Here is a 17,706-nt window from a genome sequence, read left to right on the forward strand (position 1 = left end):
ATGGCGACCCCGCTCCAGTTCCTCCTGCTTGAGGACAGCCCCGTCGATGCCGAGCTCATCGCCCACCAGCTTCGAAAAGTGGAGGGCGCGCCGCAGGTGACGCAGGTCAGCATTCGCCCCGAATATGAGGCGGCGCTGGCACGTGCCTCCTATGACCTCATCTTCTCGGACTATTCGATCCCCGACTTCCTCGGCCTCGATGCGCTGTCCATCGCGCGCGCCCTCCAGCCGGAGACGCCCTTCATCTTCATCTCCGGCGTGCTGGGCGAGGAGCGGGCGACGGAGGCCATGCGGGCCGGGGCCACAGACTATGTCACCAAGCGCGACCTCGCCCGCGTTCCCATGGTGGTGGAGCGGGCGCTGCGGGAAGCGCGCGACCGCCGCGCCGCACGCGAGGCGGCCACCGCCCTGGCGCTGAGCGAGGAGCGCTATCGCAGCCTGTTCAATTCCATCGAATCCGGCTTCTGCATCTTCGAGGTGGAGTTCGATGCGGACGGCAAGGCGCAGGATTATATCTTCCTTGAGCTTAATCCTGCTTTCGAGCGCCAGACGGGTCTGCGCGAGGCAGTGGGCCGCCGCATGCGGGACTTGGCACCGGAGCACGAGCAGCACTGGTTCGACATCTATGGCGAGGTGGCCCGCACCGGCGAGCCCAAGCGATTCGAGCAGAAGGCCAGCGCCCTGGAGGGCCGTTGGTTCGATGTCTTCGCCTATCGGGTGGGACGGCCGGAGGAACGGCGCGTCGCCGTTCTCTTCAACGACATCACCCAGCGCCGGCTCAATGACGAGGCGCTGAAGGAGAGCGAGGCCCACTACCGTTTCGCCGTCGAGCTGAACCCCCAGGTGGCCTGGACCGCCACCCCCGACGGCCAGTTCGACCGCGTGGCCGAGCGCTGGTCCGCCTGGACCGGGACGAGCGGGCTCTGCGAAAGCTGGACGCACGGCATCCACGAGGAGGATCGCGCGCGGTGCCTGGCCGCCTGGCACAGGGCGGTGGCGACGGGCGAGCCTTTCGACGTGGAATTGCGCATCCTGCGCAAGACCGGCGAGGTGCGGTGGGCGCGCTCGCGCGCCTTTCCCCGCCGTGACGAGAGCGGAGCCATCGTCAAATGGTACGGCACCACCGAGGACAATCATGAGCGCAAGCTCGCCGAGGAGGCCCTGAAGCGCCTCAATGAAACGCTCGAGCAGCGCATCATGGAGCGCACGGCCGAACTGGTGCGCGCCCAGGAGGCGCTGCGCCAGTCGCAGAAGCTGGAGGCCATGGGCCAGCTCACCGGCGGGGTGGCCCATGACTTCAACAATCTGCTCACCCCCATCATCGGCTCGCTGGACCTGCTCCAGCGCCGCAATGTGGGCGACGAGCGCACCAAGCCGCTCATTGAAGGCGCGCTCCAGGCCGCCGAGCGGGCAAAGACCCTCGTGCAGCGTCTGCTCGCCTTCGCCCGCCGCCAGCCGCTCCAGCCCACCTCCGTGGATCTGGCGGCGCTGGTGAAGGGCATGGGCGAGCTGGTGGCCTCCACCTCTGGCCCGCGCATCAAGGTCACCGCAGATGCGCCCGAGACCTTGCCGCCCGCCCATGCGGACGCCAACCAGGTGGAAATGGCCATCCTCAACCTGGCCGTGAATGCCCGCGACGCCATGCCCGATGGCGGCCAGCTGCACATTTCCGCGCAGGAGGAGGTGGTGGGCGCCGACCATGCCGCCAAGTTGCCGCCGGGGCGCTATCTGCGCCTCTCCGTGGCCGATACCGGCACCGGCATGGATGCGCAGACGCTGGCCCGGGCGGTCGAGCCCTTCTTCAGCACCAAGGGCATCGGCAAGGGCACGGGCCTGGGCCTGTCCATGGTGCATGGCCTGGCCGCGCAACTGGGCGGCGGCCTGACTTTGCACAGCCGGGTGGGGCTCGGCACCCGCGCGGACCTGTGGCTGCCGGTGGCGGACGAGAGTGCGCCCGCGCCGGCGCGGCCGCAGGAAGGGCAGGTGCGCGCGGGCCGGGGCACGGTGCTGCTGGTGGAGGACGAGCAATTGGTGCGCATCTCCACCGCCGAGATGCTGAACGATCTCGGCTATCAGGTGGTGGTGGCAAGTTCCGCTGAGCAGGCGTTGCATCTGCTGGGCCAAGGCGTGAAGCCCAACGTGCTCGTCACCGACCACCTGATGTCCGGCATGACGGGGGCGGAGCTCGCCCATTCCGATGCGGTGAAGGCGGCGGGGCTGCCGGTGGTTCTGGTGACCGGCTATGCGGATGATCCGCGCGTGGCGGAAAGCCTGGTGCGCCTGAACAAGCCCTTCCGTCGCGCGGAGCTGGCGCAGGCGCTGGTGGAGGCCGGGCAGAAGGAGCACGGCGCCCCGGCAGCGTGATCTAGCCCTTCACCTCGCGCAGCACCTGCGAGCGGGCGGCGATGTCGCCGAGGGCCTGGCGGATGGCGTGCTGGAAGGCGAGCGCCAGCTGCGACTGGGGCAGGTCGCGGCGATGCACCAGCACCGGCCGGATGGCCAGTTCCGGCACGAAGCGCACCATGGCGAGCCCCCCATAGGCGCCCGCCAGCACCGGGAAGGGATCGATGATGGCCACCCCCAGTCCGCGCGCCACCATGGCGCAGGCGGCAGTGGACTGGTTGACGGTGCTGGCGATCTGGAAGCGGGGATGGGCCTCGTGAAAGGCGCCGCGCACCGCCCGGCCGAGCGTGGTGCCGTCGGAAAAGGTGATGATGGATTCGCCCATGAGCTCGCTCGCGCTGAGGCGCGCGGCGCCGGCGAGGGCATGATCGCGCGGCAGCACGCACACCATGTCCGCCTCGCACAGGACCGAGGCCTCAAGCCCGGGATCGCGCACAGCCACGTCGGCAATGGCCAGATCCGCCTCGTTGCGGCTCACCTGCTCGATGGCATCCTTGGTGGCATAGGCCATCACGTCCACCGACAGGCTCGGCCAGTCCTGCCGCAGCAGGGCAACCGCGTCGGGCACGATGGAATTGGCGATGGAGGAGGAGGTGGCCAGCCGGATGCGGCCCGAGCGGCCGTCACGGATCTGGTCGGCGAGGTCCCGCAAATTCTCCACGAAGCCCGCGAGGCGCTTGACCTCCGGCAGGAGAAGCTGCGCCTCGGGCGTGGGCTGGAGGCGCCCCCCCACCCGGCGGAAGAGGGGAATGCCCAGTTCCTGCTCTGCCAGATGCACGGTCTTGGTGATGGAGGGCTGGGACACCCGCAGCCGGCGGGCGGCCGCGCTCACCGAGCCCAGATCCATCACCAAATCGACAATCAGCAGGTGACGGATGTTCATGGCGAAACCGGGCTGGCTCCCCCCGCGCGGCGCCAGCGGGTGCGCGGAAATCCCGCTTTGCGGCGAGGGTAGCTTCGGGCTTGCCGGGTGTCGAGCCATGGTGGCCGTGTCGCTCACAGCCCCAGGAAGGCGGCGGCGTTGTGATAGGCCCAGCGGGCCCGCACGTCGTCGGGAATGGGCAGGGCGTCGAGTTCCGCCACCGTGCGCGCCACCGGCAGCATGGGAAAGCCGGTGCCGAAGATGATCTGGTCTTTCAAGACCTTGGCGCCATAGACGAGGAGCGCCTCATAGCCCGCATGGGGCCGCTCCAGGAGGCTCGGGCGCACCGAGACGATGCCGATATTCAGGTTCTTGTGCCGCCAGGCCACCGCGATCAGTTCCTGCACCCAGGGCCAGCCGGGCGGGGAGGCGCAGATGCGCAGGTCCGGGAAGGTGCCGGCCACTTCGTCCAGATAAGAAGGGCGGCCATAATCCAGGAGGCTCGCGGTGGAAAAGTTGATGCCGCAATGGATGTTGACGGGGATGTTCAGCTCCAGGCACGCCTCGTAGAGCGGGAAGAGCAGCGGGTCGCTGGGCTTCAGGCGCAATTCGAAGCATTGCAGGTTGAGACCCTTGAGGCCGAGGCCGCGCACCGCATGGCGCAACTCGTCCACCGCCGCCGGGCCCTTGTGGGGGTCCACCCCGGCAAAGCCGATGAAGCGGCCGCCCTGTCCGGCGCAGAACTGCGCCACGTCCTCATTGGCGATCTTGAAGCCGAAGGTGGTGGTCAGGTCCCGCGCCTTGATGACGATGTGGCGGGCATCCACGGCGTCATAGGAGGCCAGATAATCGGCGAAGGCGTCGGGGCCGATCTCGGCGGCGCTGGCGGTCTCGCTGGATTTGTAGACCCGGCGATAATTGGCGAGGTGCCCCGCCGTCTTCTGGAATTGCGGCAGCGGCGGGCGGCTCGAAAAATCGATGAGCATGGCGGCCTCCCGGGGTCAGTCGACGGGCAGGAGCTGGGCGGCATCCGCCGGCCAGCCCACATAGACGGTGGAGCCCAGCACCGGCCGGGTGCGCAGGCGGTGGTTCAGCTCCTGAACCAGGAAGGTGTCGCCATTCTCCAGCCGCACCACATGCTTGATGCAGCTGCCCACCACCATGGAGGTCTCCAGCACGCCCTTCAGCGCATGGGTCTCGTCCGGCGCGGAGGCGATGTTGGCGCTCTCCGGGCGCACATGGAGCATGGCCGCGCATCCTTGCGACGCGGCGAAAGCCGGGCGCGGCACCTGGCGGGAGGACCCGTTGCCCAGCGCGATGACGAGCCGCTCGGCTGCCTCGCCCGCCACGGTGCAGGGCAATTGGTTGGAATGGCCGATGAAGTCCGCCACATAGGAGGAGGCGGGATTGAAATAAAGCTCGTCCGCCGTGCCCACCTGCACGCACCGCCCCTCCCGCATCAGCACGATGCGATCGGACATGGAGAGCGCTTCCTCCTGGTCGTGGGTGACGCACAGCATGGTGATGCCGGATTCCCGATGCAGCCGGCTGATCTCGATCTGCATTTCCTCGCGCAGCTTCTTGTCGAGGGCGCCGAGCGGCTCGTCCATGAGGATCAAAGCGGGGCGATAGACCATGCAGCGGGCAAGCGAGATGCGCTGCTGCTGGCCGCCCGACAATTCACGCGGCATGCGCGCGGCCACATGGGGCATGCGGATCAAGTCCAGCGCCTCCGCCACCCGCCGCTTGATCTCGGCCTTGGGCACCCGGCGCACCCGCAGCGGAAAGGCGATGTTCTCGAACACGCTCATGTGGGGCATGAGGGCATAGTTCTGGAAGACCATGCCGAGGTCGCGCTTGCTGGGCGGCAGGTTGGTGACATCCACGCCATCGATGCGGATGGTGCCGGAGGAGGGCCGCGTCATGCCGGCAATGAGGTTGAGCAGCGTCGTCTTGCCCGATCCGCTCGGACCCAGCAGGCTGACAAACTCGCCCTTGGCCACGGTGAGGTTGAACTCGGCGACCGCGAGGAAGTCGCCATAGCTCTTGGTCAGCCGTTCAATCTCGATCATCGACACCGGGGCAACTCCTGAAAACGGCAAGCCGGGCCGCGCGGGCGGCGGGCGATGGCAAGGGGATCAACGACGCGATCAACGACGTTTGGCATCGCGCAGGATCTCGCGGGCGGCATTGTGGCCGGGCACGCCGGTCACCCCGCCGCCGGGATGCACGGAGGCGCCGCACAGATAGAGGCCGGGCACCGGCGTGCGATAATCCGCGTATCCCGGCGCCGGGCGGCGCATGAACATCTGGTCGGCGCTGATTTCCGCATGGTGCACATGGCCGCCGGGCAGGTCGAACACGCGCTCCAGGTCCGCCGGGGAATAGATGTGGCGCTCGCGGACGAGGGCCTTGAAGCCGGGGGCGTAGGTTTCCAGCGTATCCACCACCGCATCGCCAATGGCTTCGCGCGCGGCGTCGGTCCAGCCGCCCTTGAGGTCATAGGGGGCGTGGCCGGCCATGATGCTCATGAAATGCCGGCCGGGCGGGGCCAGCGTCTCGTCCAGCACGGTGGGCGTCATGGCCACCATGAAGGGATGGCGGGCATAGTCGCCATATTTCGCCGGATCGAAGCTCTGCTCCAGATAATCCACGCTCGGCCCAATCCGCACCTGCGCCGGATAAGGGAAGCCGGCGGCGGCGGGATCGAAGGCGCTGAAGCGGGGCAGGGCGTCCAGCGCCAGATGCACCTTGTAGACCGAGCCCCGCGCGCGCAGGTTCTGGGCCGAGGCCGTCACCTCCGCCGGCACATGGCGGGCATCCAGCAGGCGGGTAAAGGTGGTGCGGGCGCTGGCATTGGCGGCGACGCGCCCCGCCCGCAGCGTCTCGCCGGAAGCGAGCACCACGCCGGCGGCGCGGCCATTCTCCACCAGGATGGAGGCCACCTCCGCATCGGTGCGGACCTCCATGCCATGGGCCTTGCCGGACGCGGCGATGGCGCCGCTGATGGCCCCCATGCCGCCCCGCACGAAGCCCCAGCCGCCCGCCGCCGTCTCATGGTCGCGCACCAGAGGGCGCAGCAGCACATAGCCGGTGCCGGGGGAGCGCAGGCTGGCGCTGCCGCCGCCGCCGGTGGCGTAGAAGCCGAGCGCGGCGCGGATTTCATCGCTCTCGAACCAGTGGCTGAGCACATCATGGGCGCTCAGCGTCAGCAGGTCATAGAGCTGGTAGAAATCCCCCACATAGCCGCGCTTGCCCCACAGGAAGCGGGCGGCGGAGAGCAGGTCGCGCGGGTTGGACGAGACGTTGAAGGGCGTGTCCCAGATGATCTCGCGCATGATGGGCGCAAGGCGGCGCATATAGCGCCGGTATTCGGGATAAGCCGCCGCATCCTTCTTGGAGAACTTGGCGATCTCCGCGCAGGTGCGGTCCTCCTCGTCGAAGAAGGTGAGCGAGCGCCCATCCGGGAAGGGCTGGAACATGGGCGGCGGCTTGAGGATCTCATAGCCGTAGCGCGCCAGCTCCAGGTCCAGGATCACCTTGGGCTGGAGGAGGGCCATCACATAGGAGGCGGTGGAGACCTTGTAGCCGGGCCACACCTCCTCGGTGACGCAGGCCCCGCCGATGAGGGGGCGGCGCTCCAGCACCAGCACCTTCTGGCCGGCCCGGGCAAGATAGGCGCCGCAGACGAGGCCGTTATGGCCGGCGCCGATGATGATGACGTCGTAGCGGGCGTCACGCATTTGCGGTGTCCTTCCGGGCTGAGTCCTTCAGGTGCCAGCCGGCGGTCACCCGGTCATAGGAATTGACCCGCAGGTCCGCCTGCTCGGCTTTCAGCACGTGCTTGGCCACCTTCAGCGAGGGGGTCTTGGGCAGGGCCGTGCGGAATTCGTAGAAGCGCGGCACCTTGAAGGGCGCGAGGTTGCGCTGGCAATGGGCGATGACCGCCTCCAGCGTCGCGGCGTCCGGCGCCTCGCCGTCCTCCAGCACCAGATAGGCCTTGATTTCCTCGCCGCGGGTCTCGTCGGGCACGCCGACGACCGCCGCCTCCATCACCACGCCGGAGGCTTGCAGCACCCCTTCCACCTCGCGGGCGGCGATGTTCTCGGCGGACCGGCGGATCATGTCCTTGGTGCGGCCCACAATGGTGAAATAGCCGCGCTCATCCACCCGGAACACGTCGCCGGTGCGGAACCAGCCGTCCAGGAAGGCCTCGCGCGTCGCGTCGGGGCGGTTGTAATAGCCGCGGAAAATGCCCTTGCCGCGCACCACCATCTCGCCCTCCTCGCCCGGCTTGACCGGCTGGCCCTCGGCGTCCACCACCTTGCATTCGCGGAAGGGGCCGGGCTGGCCGCAGGCGCCCGAGCCCACCATGTCGGTGGCCTCAATGGGCATGAAGAGGGTGGGCCCCAGCTCCGTCATGCCGAAGGCTTCCCGCGCCACCAGGTTGAAGCGCTCCTCCACCGCCGCATGCATGGCTTTCGGCAAGCCATAGACATTGGCGCGGACGATGGCGTTGCGGGCATCATCGGGGTGGGGCGGCTGCTTGAAGGCGAGGAAGGGCAGCAGGCAGAAATTGATGTTGTAGGCCCGCACCCAGGACATGAAGCGCGAGGCGCTTTGCTTGGCCGCCACATAGAGCGTGCCGCGCTGATAGAAGGTCATCAGCAGCAGCCACTGGGGGTCCATGTAGAAGAAGGGCGTGGAGGCGAGGATCCGCCGATAGACGCGCCCGTCGCGGGTGGCATTCACCTTGCCAGCCACCAGCCAATAATCCTGCGCCAGCAGGCACCCCTTGGGATAGCCGGTGGTGCCGGACGTGTATTGGATGTTCAGAAGGTCATCATGGCCGACGGGCTCGGAGGGCACGAAGGGGCCGGCCCCTTCCACCCGGCAGTCCTCCCAGGACGGATGACCGTCCGCCATTCCATCCACCAGGAAGGCCCGTTCCGCCGGCACGGTGATGGCCCCCTCGGCGCGGGCGGCTTCAAAGATGGGGCGCACGCTCTCGTGCAGCACCAGGAATTCCGCCTCGCTGTCATTGACCACATAGGCCAGTTCCCGCTCCCGGTAATTCACGTTCACCGGCACCATCACCGCGCCCATGACGCCCAGCGCCAGCCAGGTGAGCGGGAAGGCGGAGATGTTGGGCAGCATCACCGCCACCCGCGTGCCCTTGCGCACGCCGTGGCGGGCAAAGCCGTGGGCCAGCGCATGAACGGCGGCTTTGACCTCGCCATAGGTGGCGCGCTCGTCGCTCTCGAAGAAGTGCCAGGCCAACTGGTCCGGCACGTCGGCGGCGACCATCTCAATGAGGGCGGCGATATTGTCCGGCAGCGGCTCCGCCTCGATGGCGGCGCGCCGCTCCGCGACGGGGCGCACGGGCGCGGACAGGACTTCAACCTTGGACATCAGTGACCTCGGGGAGACTTGCGCAGGGCGATCAGAGCAATGCTGAAGACGAGCGAGAGAACGGTCAGCATGGCGGAGACGGCGGCGATGACGGGGGAGATTTCCCAGCGCAGGGCGCTGTACATCTTCACCGGCAAGGTGGTGGTGGCGGGGCCGGCGACGAAATAGGACGCAACCACTTCGTCGAAGGAGATGAGGAAGGCCAGCAGCGCCCCCACCACCAGGGAATCCTTGATCTGCGGCACCACCACCTGGAAGAAGACCCGCGCCCGGGAGGCGCCCATGATGATGGCGACGCTCTCCAGCGCCGGATCGATCTGGCGCAGGCCCGCGCTCACCGACACCACCACGAAGGGGGCGATCAGGATGGTGTGGGCGAGCACCAGGGCGAGGTCCGTGCCGCCGATGCGGAAGGTGTTGAAATTCAAATAGAATCCCAAGCCCAGCACCACCACGGGCACGAGGATGGGGCTCATGAGGAAGAGGTTCAGCGCCCGCCGGCCGAAGAAATCGCCCCGCACCAGCGCATAGGCGGCGGGCACCGCCAAAGCGAGGGTGAGGAGGGTGGAGGCCACCGCGATCTTCAGGCTCTGCACAGCCGCGCCCCACCAGGAGGGATCGGCGAAGAATTGCGCGAACAAGGCCAGCGAGAGCCGCTCGGGCGGGAAGGTGAGGTTCTGCGAGCCGTTGAGCGACACCGGGATGATGATGAGCGTCGGCATCAGCAGGAAGAGATAGCCGGCCCAGGCGACAAGGCCCCCGGTGGCCCGCCAGAAGCGCGTGGTGCGGTCGACCAGTTCGTTCATGGCGCCCTCACAGCACTTCCGCCTGCCCGCCCCGCACGCGGGTGAGCAAGGCGACGATGGCACCGGTGATGACCAGCAGGATCACGGCGATGGCGGAGGCGGCGGGCCAGTCGAGCGTCTGGCGGGTGTAGAAGTCCACGAGGTTGGCCAGCATCATGTCCGTACGCCCGCCCAGAAGAGCCGGCGTGATGTAGGAGCCGATGGCCAGCGACAGGCACATGAGGACGCCCGAGAGCACGCCCGGCAGGCTGAGCGGCAAGGTGATGCGCAGGAAGATGCGGACCGGCCCCGCCCCCATGGTCTGCGCCGCCCGCGCCAAAGCCGGGTCCTGCGCCATGAGGTTGCTCAGGATGGGCAGCACCATGAAAGGCAGCAGGAAGTTCAGCATGCCCAAGAGCACGCCGGTGCGGTTGAACAGCATCTGGATCGGCTCTTTGTTGCCGAACACGAAGGCGATGGCGCGGTTCACAAGGCCCGCATCGCCCAGCACGATGGTGAAGGCGAAGCTCTTCACCAGGATGGAGGTCCAGAAGGGCAGCATGACGAAGATCATCATTACCGCCCGGTGGCGCGGGGACAGCCGGGCCAGATGCATGGCGATGGCATAGCCCACCACCAGGGTCACCAAGGTCGCCTGGATGCCGATGACGAGCGTGGTGGTCAGCACCTTGTGGAACAGCGCGCTGGTCAGCAGGTCCAGATAGGTGGAGGGGTCGAGCTTGGCCCCGTGCAGGCTGGTCCAGATGATGGAGCCGGCCGGCAGCAGGAAGAAGAGCAGCATCACCACCATCAGCGGCGCCATCAGCAGCGCCACGAAGCGGGTTTCCAGGGCATGGTTCATGGCGCGGCACCGGGCATGCGGGGGCCTTTCGGAACGGCCTTCGGGAACGGGCTATGGAGCGGGCGAAGGAGTGGCCTGATATGGACTGACGGTCACCCTATCTCCCAAAAGCCACCGTCATGGCCGGGCTTGTCCCGGCCATCCACGGGGCTCCGCGATGACGGACTTAAGGGAGAGCCGTGGATGCCCGGGACAAGCCCGGGCATGACGTTTCAAGGGACGGGGAGGCGCTTCCCATCATGAAGCCTCCACCCCCGCGCCGCCCGACCGTCAGATCAGCAGCCACTCCGTGAAACGCTTCTGGAGCTTGGCGTAATTGTCGGACCACCACTCGTCATTGACGACCGCATTGGCGGGGTTCTGCAGGTCCGGCATGTATTGCCGGGCCGCGGGGCTCGCGGCGGCAAGGCCCTTCTTGGAATTGGGGCTGAAGAACAGCATTTCCGCGAACGCCGTCTGCCGGTCGGGCTTCAGGACGAAGTTCACATAGCGCATGGCCGCCTCGCGATTGGGCGTGCCCTTGGGTACGGCCAGATATTCCAGCGAGTTCAACGTCTGCTTGGTGGAGATGGCGATGGAGGCGCCGCCGATCTCGGCCGGCCGCACGCGGCTGATATAGGAATAGGTGAAGTCCAGCTCGTTGGCGGTGACGAGGGTCACCGTCTGCGGCGTGGTCTCGATCCACTTCTTGATGTGGGGCTTGATCTTGTCGAGGGCGGCAAAGCCGCGCTCCACGTCCAGCGGATAGAGCTTGGAGGGCTCCACGCCGCTGGCGATCAGCGCCATTTCCAGCGTCTCGGAAATGCGCGGGCGCAGGCCGCGGCGGCCGGGATAGGTCTTCACGTCCCAGAAGGCGGCGAAATCGGCGGGAGCCTTGTCCGCAGGGGTGCGCTTGGGATCGAAGGCGAGGCCGCCGGCGAACATATAGGTGCCCACATAAGTGGGGCCACCGGGGGCGAAGAGGTCGGAGCGGTCGACGATCTTGGTGTCCACCGGCTCCCACAGATTGTCCTTGGCGCCGGCCGTGATCTGCGGGCCGACGCTGTCGAACACGTCCCATTCCACCCGCCCGCTCTCCACCTGCGCCTTCATGCGGGCAAGGTCCGCATTATCAACCAGGCGCACGGCGATGCCGGTGGCCTCGGTGAAGGGCTTGGCAAAGCAGCGTTCCACGCCGGCGCGGTAGTCGCCGCCCCAGCAGGTGACGGTGAGCGTGGTGTCCGCGCGGGCGCGGCCGGTAATGACCAGAGGCGCCGCCAGCGCGGCGGAAGCACCGATGAGCAGCGACCGGCGATTGAGGCCGTTCGCGCCCGTTCCCTTCGTGTCTTGTGTCATGTTCTTTGCCTTCCCCTCACCAACCGGTTGTTTCCGGATCAGGTCGCGAACCAGACCGCCTTCAGGTCCATGTATTTCTCGATGGCGTGCAGGGACTTGTCGCGGCCGAAGCCGGACTGCTTGAAGCCGCCGAAGGGCACCGACATGGTGCCGCGATCAAAGCAGTTCACCCACACGACGCCGGCCCGGATGGCGCGCGCGGCGCGGTGGGCCTTCTTCACGTCCCGCGTCCAGATGGAGGCGGCGAGCCCATAGATTGTGTCGTTGGCGACCGCGAGGGCTTCCTCGAAGCCCTTCACGGGAATGGTGGCGAGCACCGGCCCGAACACCTCTTCCTGGGCGATGGCCATGCGGTTGTCGACGCCATCGAAAATGGTGGGCTCGACGAAATAGCCCCCCGTCTCGGTGAGCACCCGCCCACCGCCGGTGACGATGCGCGCGCCAGCCGCAGCGGCGCCCTCCACATAGCCCATGACCCGGCTCATCTGCGGCGCGCTCACCAACGGGCCGAGGCGGGTGTCGGCGTTGAGCGGATCACCGGGGCGCAGGGACTTGGCGATGGCGGCGACGCGCTCCAGCAGGTCCTCGCGGATGGCCTCTTCCACCACCAGGCGCGAGCCGGCGTTACACACCTGGCCGGCATTGGTGAAGATGCCGGCGGCCACCGCGCGGGCGGCGGCGTCCAGGTCATCGCAATCGGCCAGCACGATCTGGGGCGACTTGCCGCCCAGTTCCAGGCTCACGCGCTTGGCGTTGGAGCGGCCGGCATATTGCAGGAACAGCTTGCCCACCTCGGTGGAGCCGGTGAAGGTGATGCAGTCCACATCCATGTGCAGGCCGAGCGCCTGGCCGGCGGTCTCGCCATAGCCGGGCAGCACGTTGAGCACGCCCGGCGGCACGCCCGCCTCGGTCGCCAGTTCCGCCATCCGCAGCGCCGTGAAGGGGGACTGTTCCGCCGGCTTCACGATCACCGAATTGCCGGCGGCCAGCGCGGGGCCCACCTTCCAGGCGGTCATGGAGAGCGGATAGTTCCAGGGCACCACCGCGGCCACGACCCCCAGCGGCTCGCGCATGACGAGGGTGGTGAGGTCCGAAGAGGTGGGGGCCACCTCGCCATAGATCTTGTCGATGGCCTCGCCATAGAAGGCGATGCAATTGGCGGCGCTGGGAATGTCGCCATTGAAGGCGCTGGTGATGGGCTTGCCCACGTTCAGCGTCTCAAGCAGCGCCAGCTCCTCGCGATGGGCCAGCAGAAGCTCGGAGAAGCGCAGCATGACGCGCTTGCGGTCGGCGGGCGCCATGCGCGACCAGGTGCCGGCCTCGAAGGCGGCGCGGGCGACGCGCACCGCGCGGTCCACATCCTCCGCCTCGCAGGCGGCGACCTGGGCGATCTCCTGGCCGGTGCCGGGAAACACGCAGGGAAAGGTCTTGCCGGACGCGGCCGGGACGGACGTGCCGTCAATGAAGGCCTTGGTCGGCAGCGCCACAGCCTTTGCCCGCGCCGCCCAGTCCGTCGTCAAAATCTGAGACATCCCAATACCACCCGAATTCCGCCGTCATCCGTGTTGACGGGGGGAAGTGTCGAGGCGGCTACCCATATAGTCAAATATATAGTTTTACGTCATAAAGTTCATTAAAGTTATATGTAGACAAATAAACTAGAGGTTGTCCGTGGCCTGCGCCTCCCTCACCGCAGCGGCGCGCTGGCGATGAGGAAGGGCGCCTGGACGGGGAGAGTCATCTCGTTGCCGGGGGCCTGAAGCAGGGTGCCGTCGAGCGTCCGCCACTCCCCGTCGGGCCAGGGGTCCAGCAGCCGGACACTCGGCTCATCGTCTCCCTCCTGCGGCATCCGGGTGGGGACCAGAACGCGTACGCGGGCGCCGTCTGCCTCCCGTTCGAACCCGAACCAGCCCCAGGGGGAGGGGCCGAGCCGCAGCGCCCGATAGAGGCCGCCGCGCAAGGCGGGGGTGTCGCCGCGCAAGGCGAGGAGGCGGCGGGTGAGATCGAATTTTTCGCGGTCGGCAGCGTCCAGCGTGCCACCGCCTTGAAGCGCAGCCTTGCGCGCGTCCCAGTCCACGGGGCGGCGATTGTCCGGGTCCACCAGGGAGAAGTCCCGGAATTCCGTGCCCTGGTAGAGGTCCGGCGTGCCGGGCAAGGTGTGCTGGAGGATCACCTGGGCAAGGCCTATGAGCCGCCCGGCCCGCTCCAGCCGCGCCGCCAGCCGGGCGAGCGCGTCGCGCACGCTGGCGCCATCCTCCCCTTCGATCATCGCCGCGCTGAAGGCTTGCGCATGGGCCTCATAGGCTTCGTTGGGCGTCTCCCAATTGGTGTGGCGCTTGGCTTCCCGCAGGGCCTTGGTGAGATATTCGCCCATGCGCGCGACGCTCACCGGCCAGACCGAGACGAGGGTCTGGAGGATCAGCACCTGGTCGAGCAGGTCCGGCTGAAGCACGCCCTCCTCCTCCCGCGCCAGGGCGGTGCAGGCTTCGCGCGTCTCTTCCAGGAGGTCGAGCCAGGCTTGGGGCATGGTGCTCAAGGCGGCGAGGCGCGCGCGGGTGTCGGGGCCGCGCTTGGTGTCGTGGGTGGCGAGGGGCGTGAGGTCGCGGGCGCCGGCTGCCGCACGCACCATCTGGAGGTCGTGCATCTGCCCCCCGTCCCGCGCGGGATGGAGGAGGCTCCCGCCCACCTCGTTGACACACAACAGCACGGGATGGCGATAAAGCTCGGTGTCCTCGAACCCCTTGGCCATGGCCGGCCCGCTCAATTGCTGGAAGCGCTGGCGGAAGCGGCGGTCGCTGTCGATGCGGGGATTGCGCAGCCGGTCCAGCAGCACGGCGGCGGCGGCGGCGGTGAGCGGGTCCTCGGCGGCGACGAGCGCCTCGCCAATGGCATCCCAGATGGCCTCGTCCTCCGGCGCGTGCCGGTCCCAGGTGGCATAGGAACGATAGACCGGGCAATGCACCAGGAGCGCGGCCACCGCCTGCCGGATGGCGCCGTCCGTGAGGTCGCCTTCCTGCATGTCGCGGTCGAGGCCGTCGCGGGCGAGCGTCGTGAGCGCCTCCAGCTCGGCGGCAAGGCTGGACTGCAGCACCTGCCGCTTGGCATCGGCGAGACGGGCGGAGGGGGTGCCCGTGAGGAGGTTGCGGGTGCGCAGGTCGCGCTCCAGCATGGCGTATCCCTCACCCTCGACGAACAGGCCGTTGATCTCGTTCAGCCGCTCATAGCCGGTGGTGCCGGTGATGGGCCAGTCGCGCAGCGCCTCCCCCGGCTCCAGGATCTTCTCCACCAGCAGGGGCACGCTTGGCCCCGCCGCCGCCCGCAGCCGGGCGCAATAGCCGGCGGGGTCGGCGAGGCCGTCCACATGGTCGATGCGCAGTCCGTCCACGAGACCGCGCTCCACCAGCTCCAGGGGCAGGCGGTGGAGGAAGGCGAACACCTCCGGGTCCTCCACCCGCGTGCCCACGAGGTCGGTAATGTTGAAGAAGCGGCGGTAATTCAGGTCATGAGCCGCCGCGCGCCACCAGGCGAGGCGCCAGTGCTGGTCTTCCAGAAGCGCGGCGATGTCCGCCTGCGCCAGCACCCGTTCGAGCGCCGCGCGGCTTTCGTCCGTCAACGCTTCCCCCTCATGGAGGCCGGCGGTGGCGCGCAGCGCTTCGACGCTTTCGTGGCGCAAGGGATAGGCATGGTCGGCATAGGACAGCACGATCCGTCCGCTCTCCTGGAGGACGAGCGAAAGAGCACCCGCCTCCAGCGTCGCCTTCAGCGGATCGCCCAGCACGGGCAGCATGAGCTTGCCGGTTTCCCAGAACACGTCGAACAGCCGCGCGGCGGGGGCGTCGGGGCCCTGTTCCAGCATTTCGATCCAGAACGGATTGTGGCTGGAGGCGGCCATGTGGTTGGGCACGATGTCGAGGATCACCCCCATGCCGTGGGCGTTGAGCAAGGCGGCGAGCCGCTCAAAGCCTTCCGCGCCGCCCAGTTCGGGATTGATGCGGGTGGGGTCGGCCACATCATAGCCGTGGGTGGAGCCGGGCACCGCCGTGGTGATGGGAGAGGCATAAAGGTGGCTGACGCCGAGGCCGGCGAGATAGGGGACGAGAGCCTCGGCGTCGGCGAACGTGAAGCCGGCATGGAATTGCAGGCGATAGGTGGCGATGAGATCGCGCTTCATGCGGTGGCAAGGCTCCGGGCGGCAAGGCTCCACAGGGCGGCGGAGAAGGGGGGAAGGGCGAGGTGGCCATCGGCGCCTTCGACGACGGGGCCAAGGGTGGCGTCCGGCGCGCGCCCGGCGCAGCCTTGGGGCGGGGCGAGGGTGGCCTCCTGCGGGCCGGCATTGAGCACCAGCACGAGCGTGCCCGCCTCAAACCGCCAGGTGACCGCCAGCACATCCCCCGCCCGTTCCAGGGCGCTGTCCATATAAGGGCTCGCCGTGAGCGGCCAGACGAGGGACCGGCGCAAGGCGCAAAGGTCGCGGAAGGCGCGCAGGTGGGCCTGGGCGTCCTCGGTGGCGAAGTCGGTGGGGGCGAGAATGGCGGATTGGAAGGTTTCGTCCGCCAGCGGGTCGGGAAAGAGTGCAACCCCATGGGCGGCGAAGAAGTCGGCGAACTCGCCCCGCCGGCCCTGGCGCACCGCGTCCGCCAGGTCGCCCTCGAAATCACAGAAGAACGGGAAGGGCGTGGGAAGCAGCGCCTCCTCCCCCTGGAACAGCAAGGGGATGGCAGGAGAGAGCATCACCACGAAGCGCAGCAAGGCGAGGCGCTCTGGCGGCAGGGTGCCGGCGAGGCGGTCGCCCAGGGGGCGGTTGCCGATATGGTCGTGGTTCTGCGCGAACACCACGAAAGCGTCGGGCGGCAGATGGGTGGAGGGCGCGCCGCGCGGGTGCCCGCTCGCATCGGGATAGGGCTCGCCCTGGAAGACGAAGCCTTCGGTGAGCGCGCGGCCGGCCGCGGCCACGGGATCGGCGGCATAGGGGGCGTAGTAGCCGGTGCCTTCGCCAGAGGCCAGAACGTGGAAGGCATGGTGCCAGTCATCGTTCCACTGGGCGGTGAAGAGGCCGCGATCGCCCTCCATCCAGTGCGCGGCATTGTCGTGGTTTTCCAGCACCAGGAAGGCATCCGGCCGCACCGCCCGGCAGGCCTGCGCGATCTCTTCCAGCAGGCGGCCGGCGCTGTCGGTGGCGAGCGCATGGACCGCATCGAGGCGCAGCCCGTCTAAGCCGAACTCGGCCAGCCAATAGGCCGCATTCTCCGAAAAGAAGGCGCGCACATGGGCGTCGTCCAGGTTGATGGCGGCGCCCCAGGGGGTGGCGATGTCCTCCCGGAAGAAGGATTTCGCGTAAAGCGGCAAGTAATTCCCGCTCGGCCCGAAATGGTTGTAGACCACGTCCAGCATCATGGAGAGGCCGCGCGCATGGCCGGCCTCGATGAGGGCGCGCAGGTCGTCGGGCGTGCCATAGGCGCGATCGGGCGCATAGAGCAGAACGCCATCATAGCCCCAATTGCGGCGGCCGGGAAAATCCGCCACCGGCATCAGTTCCAGCACGGTGAAGCCGGCATCGCGATAATGGTCCAGCCGGTCGATCAGGGCGCGGAAGGTGCCCTCGGGCGTCGCCGTGCCCACATGGATCTCGGCGATCACCGCCTGGGTCCACGGCCGGGCGAGCGGGGCGGGCGCCACAGCGGGGGCGGTGAGCACGCTCCAGCCCTCCGCATCCTCCGCCTGCATGCGGGAGGCGGGATCGGGCGCCGCGCGACCGGACACCTCGAAGCGATAGCGGACGCCGGGCGACACGTCGGCGACGAAGCGCTCGAACATGCCGTGAGGTCCATGGGCCATGGGCAGGAAGCCATGCCCGTCCAGTTCCAGCATCACGTCCGCCGCATCCGGCGCGAACAGACGGAAGCGCGCGCCGCCCTTCTTCAGCTGCGGGCCGAAGCTCCAGTCGGGGCGGGGGAGGTCGTCGTCCGTGGAGACGGCGGAAGCGCTTGGCGTGTGCGGCATGTGGCTGGAAACCGTCCTGATCGAACCCAGGCGGACAACGGCCCCGG

At 68.2% G+C, this 17,706-nt stretch carries 12 protein-coding genes; 1 reads left to right on the forward strand and 11 read right to left on the reverse strand.

Features of this window, described 5'->3' with window-relative positions; all coding sequences use genetic code 11:
* Positions 1–2,364 (forward strand): response regulator, encoded by a 2,364-nt coding sequence (locus tag PV781_RS13075; RefSeq protein WP_274776065.1) that lies wholly within the window; start codon positions 1–3, stop codon positions 2,362–2,364.
* 1 nt (position 2,365) lies between these two features.
* Here PV781_RS13075 and PV781_RS13080 read toward each other — a convergent pair whose 3' ends face one another.
* The 11 genes from PV781_RS13080 to treZ all read right to left on the reverse strand — a co-directional run bounded on the left by PV781_RS13080 (position 2,366) and on the right by treZ (position 17,659).
* Positions 2,366–3,286: a LysR family transcriptional regulator gene (locus PV781_RS13080; protein ID WP_274776066.1), complete on the reverse strand. Its 921-nt coding sequence runs from the start codon at positions 3,284–3,286 to the stop codon at positions 2,366–2,368.
* Between the two features lie 113 nt (positions 3,287–3,399).
* Positions 3,400–4,251 carry an amidohydrolase family protein gene (locus PV781_RS13085; protein WP_274776067.1) on the reverse strand — a complete coding sequence of 284 codons (852 nt, stop codon included), beginning with the start codon at positions 4,249–4,251 and terminating at the stop codon, positions 3,400–3,402.
* Between the two features lie 15 nt (positions 4,252–4,266).
* Complete coding sequence (locus PV781_RS13090) at positions 4,267–5,337, reverse strand: ABC transporter ATP-binding protein (RefSeq protein WP_274776161.1); 1,071 nt, start codon at positions 5,335–5,337, stop codon at positions 4,267–4,269.
* 78 nt (positions 5,338–5,415) lie between these two features.
* Positions 5,416–7,008, reverse strand: coding sequence for a phytoene desaturase family protein (locus tag PV781_RS13095; RefSeq protein WP_274776068.1), 1,593 nt, complete (start codon positions 7,006–7,008; stop codon positions 5,416–5,418).
* Complete coding sequence (locus PV781_RS13100) at positions 7,001–8,677, reverse strand: class I adenylate-forming enzyme family protein (protein WP_274776069.1); 1,677 nt, start codon at positions 8,675–8,677, stop codon at positions 7,001–7,003. The genes PV781_RS13095 and PV781_RS13100 overlap by 8 nt, the downstream gene beginning before the upstream one ends.
* Complete coding sequence (locus PV781_RS13105) at positions 8,677–9,483, reverse strand: ABC transporter permease (protein WP_274776070.1); 807 nt, start codon at positions 9,481–9,483, stop codon at positions 8,677–8,679. Before PV781_RS13105 ends, PV781_RS13100 begins: the two co-directional genes overlap by 1 nt.
* Positions 9,484–9,490: 7 nt before the next feature.
* Entirely contained in the window at positions 9,491–10,324 is an 834-nt protein-coding gene (locus PV781_RS13110; protein ID WP_274776071.1) for an ABC transporter permease, read from the reverse strand.
* A gap of 270 nt (positions 10,325–10,594) precedes the next feature.
* Positions 10,595–11,659, reverse strand: a complete 1,065-nt coding sequence (locus tag PV781_RS13115; protein WP_274776072.1) for an ABC transporter substrate-binding protein — start codon at positions 11,657–11,659, stop codon at positions 10,595–10,597.
* A gap of 38 nt (positions 11,660–11,697) precedes the next feature.
* Entirely contained in the window at positions 11,698–13,191 is a 1,494-nt protein-coding gene (locus tag PV781_RS13120) for an aldehyde dehydrogenase (RefSeq protein WP_274776073.1), read from the reverse strand.
* 155 nt (positions 13,192–13,346) lie between these two features.
* Positions 13,347–15,830, reverse strand: coding sequence for a malto-oligosyltrehalose synthase (gene treY, locus PV781_RS13125; protein ID WP_274776074.1), 2,484 nt, complete (start codon positions 15,828–15,830; stop codon positions 13,347–13,349).
* On the reverse strand, positions 15,827–17,659 hold the full coding sequence (gene treZ, locus PV781_RS13130; RefSeq protein WP_274776075.1) for a malto-oligosyltrehalose trehalohydrolase: 1,833 nt from the start codon (positions 17,657–17,659) through the stop codon (positions 15,827–15,829). Before treZ ends, treY begins: the two co-directional genes overlap by 4 nt.
* Positions 17,660–17,706 lie beyond the last annotated feature (47 nt).

The organism is Aquabacter sediminis (assembly GCF_028863665.1).
In the GTDB taxonomy this organism is placed as follows: Bacteria; Pseudomonadota; Alphaproteobacteria; order Rhizobiales; family Xanthobacteraceae; genus L1I39.

What these genes read in the sequence shown, in the direction of transcription:
- PV781_RS13075 (WP_274776065.1), top strand. Translation starts at nt 1, where the DNA reads ATGGCGACCCCGCTCCAGTTCCTCCTGCTTGAGGACAGCCCCGTCGAT.
- PV781_RS13080 (WP_274776066.1), bottom strand. Translation starts at nt 3,286, where the DNA reads ATGAACATCCGTCACCTGCTGATTGTCGATTTGGTGATGGATCTGGGC.
- PV781_RS13085 (WP_274776067.1), bottom strand. Translation starts at nt 4,251, where the DNA reads ATGCTCATCGATTTTTCGAGCCGCCCGCCGCTGCCGCAATTCCAGAAG.
- PV781_RS13090 (WP_274776161.1), bottom strand. Translation starts at nt 5,337, where the DNA reads ATGATCGAGATTGAACGGCTGACCAAGAGCTATGGCGACTTCCTCGCG.
- PV781_RS13095 (WP_274776068.1), bottom strand. Translation starts at nt 7,008, where the DNA reads ATGCGTGACGCCCGCTACGACGTCATCATCATCGGCGCCGGCCATAAC.
- PV781_RS13100 (WP_274776069.1), bottom strand. Translation starts at nt 8,677, where the DNA reads ATGTCCAAGGTTGAAGTCCTGTCCGCGCCCGTGCGCCCCGTCGCGGAG.
- PV781_RS13105 (WP_274776070.1), bottom strand. Translation starts at nt 9,483, where the DNA reads ATGAACGAACTGGTCGACCGCACCACGCGCTTCTGGCGGGCCACCGGG.
- PV781_RS13110 (WP_274776071.1), bottom strand. Translation starts at nt 10,324, where the DNA reads ATGAACCATGCCCTGGAAACCCGCTTCGTGGCGCTGCTGATGGCGCCG.
- PV781_RS13115 (WP_274776072.1), bottom strand. Translation starts at nt 11,659, where the DNA reads ATGACACAAGACACGAAGGGAACGGGCGCGAACGGCCTCAATCGCCGG.
- PV781_RS13120 (WP_274776073.1), bottom strand. Translation starts at nt 13,191, where the DNA reads ATGTCTCAGATTTTGACGACGGACTGGGCGGCGCGGGCAAAGGCTGTG.
- treY (WP_274776074.1), bottom strand. Translation starts at nt 15,830, where the DNA reads ATGAAGCGCGATCTCATCGCCACCTATCGCCTGCAATTCCATGCCGGC.
- treZ (WP_274776075.1), bottom strand. Translation starts at nt 17,659, where the DNA reads ATGCCGCACACGCCAAGCGCTTCCGCCGTCTCCACGGACGACGACCTC.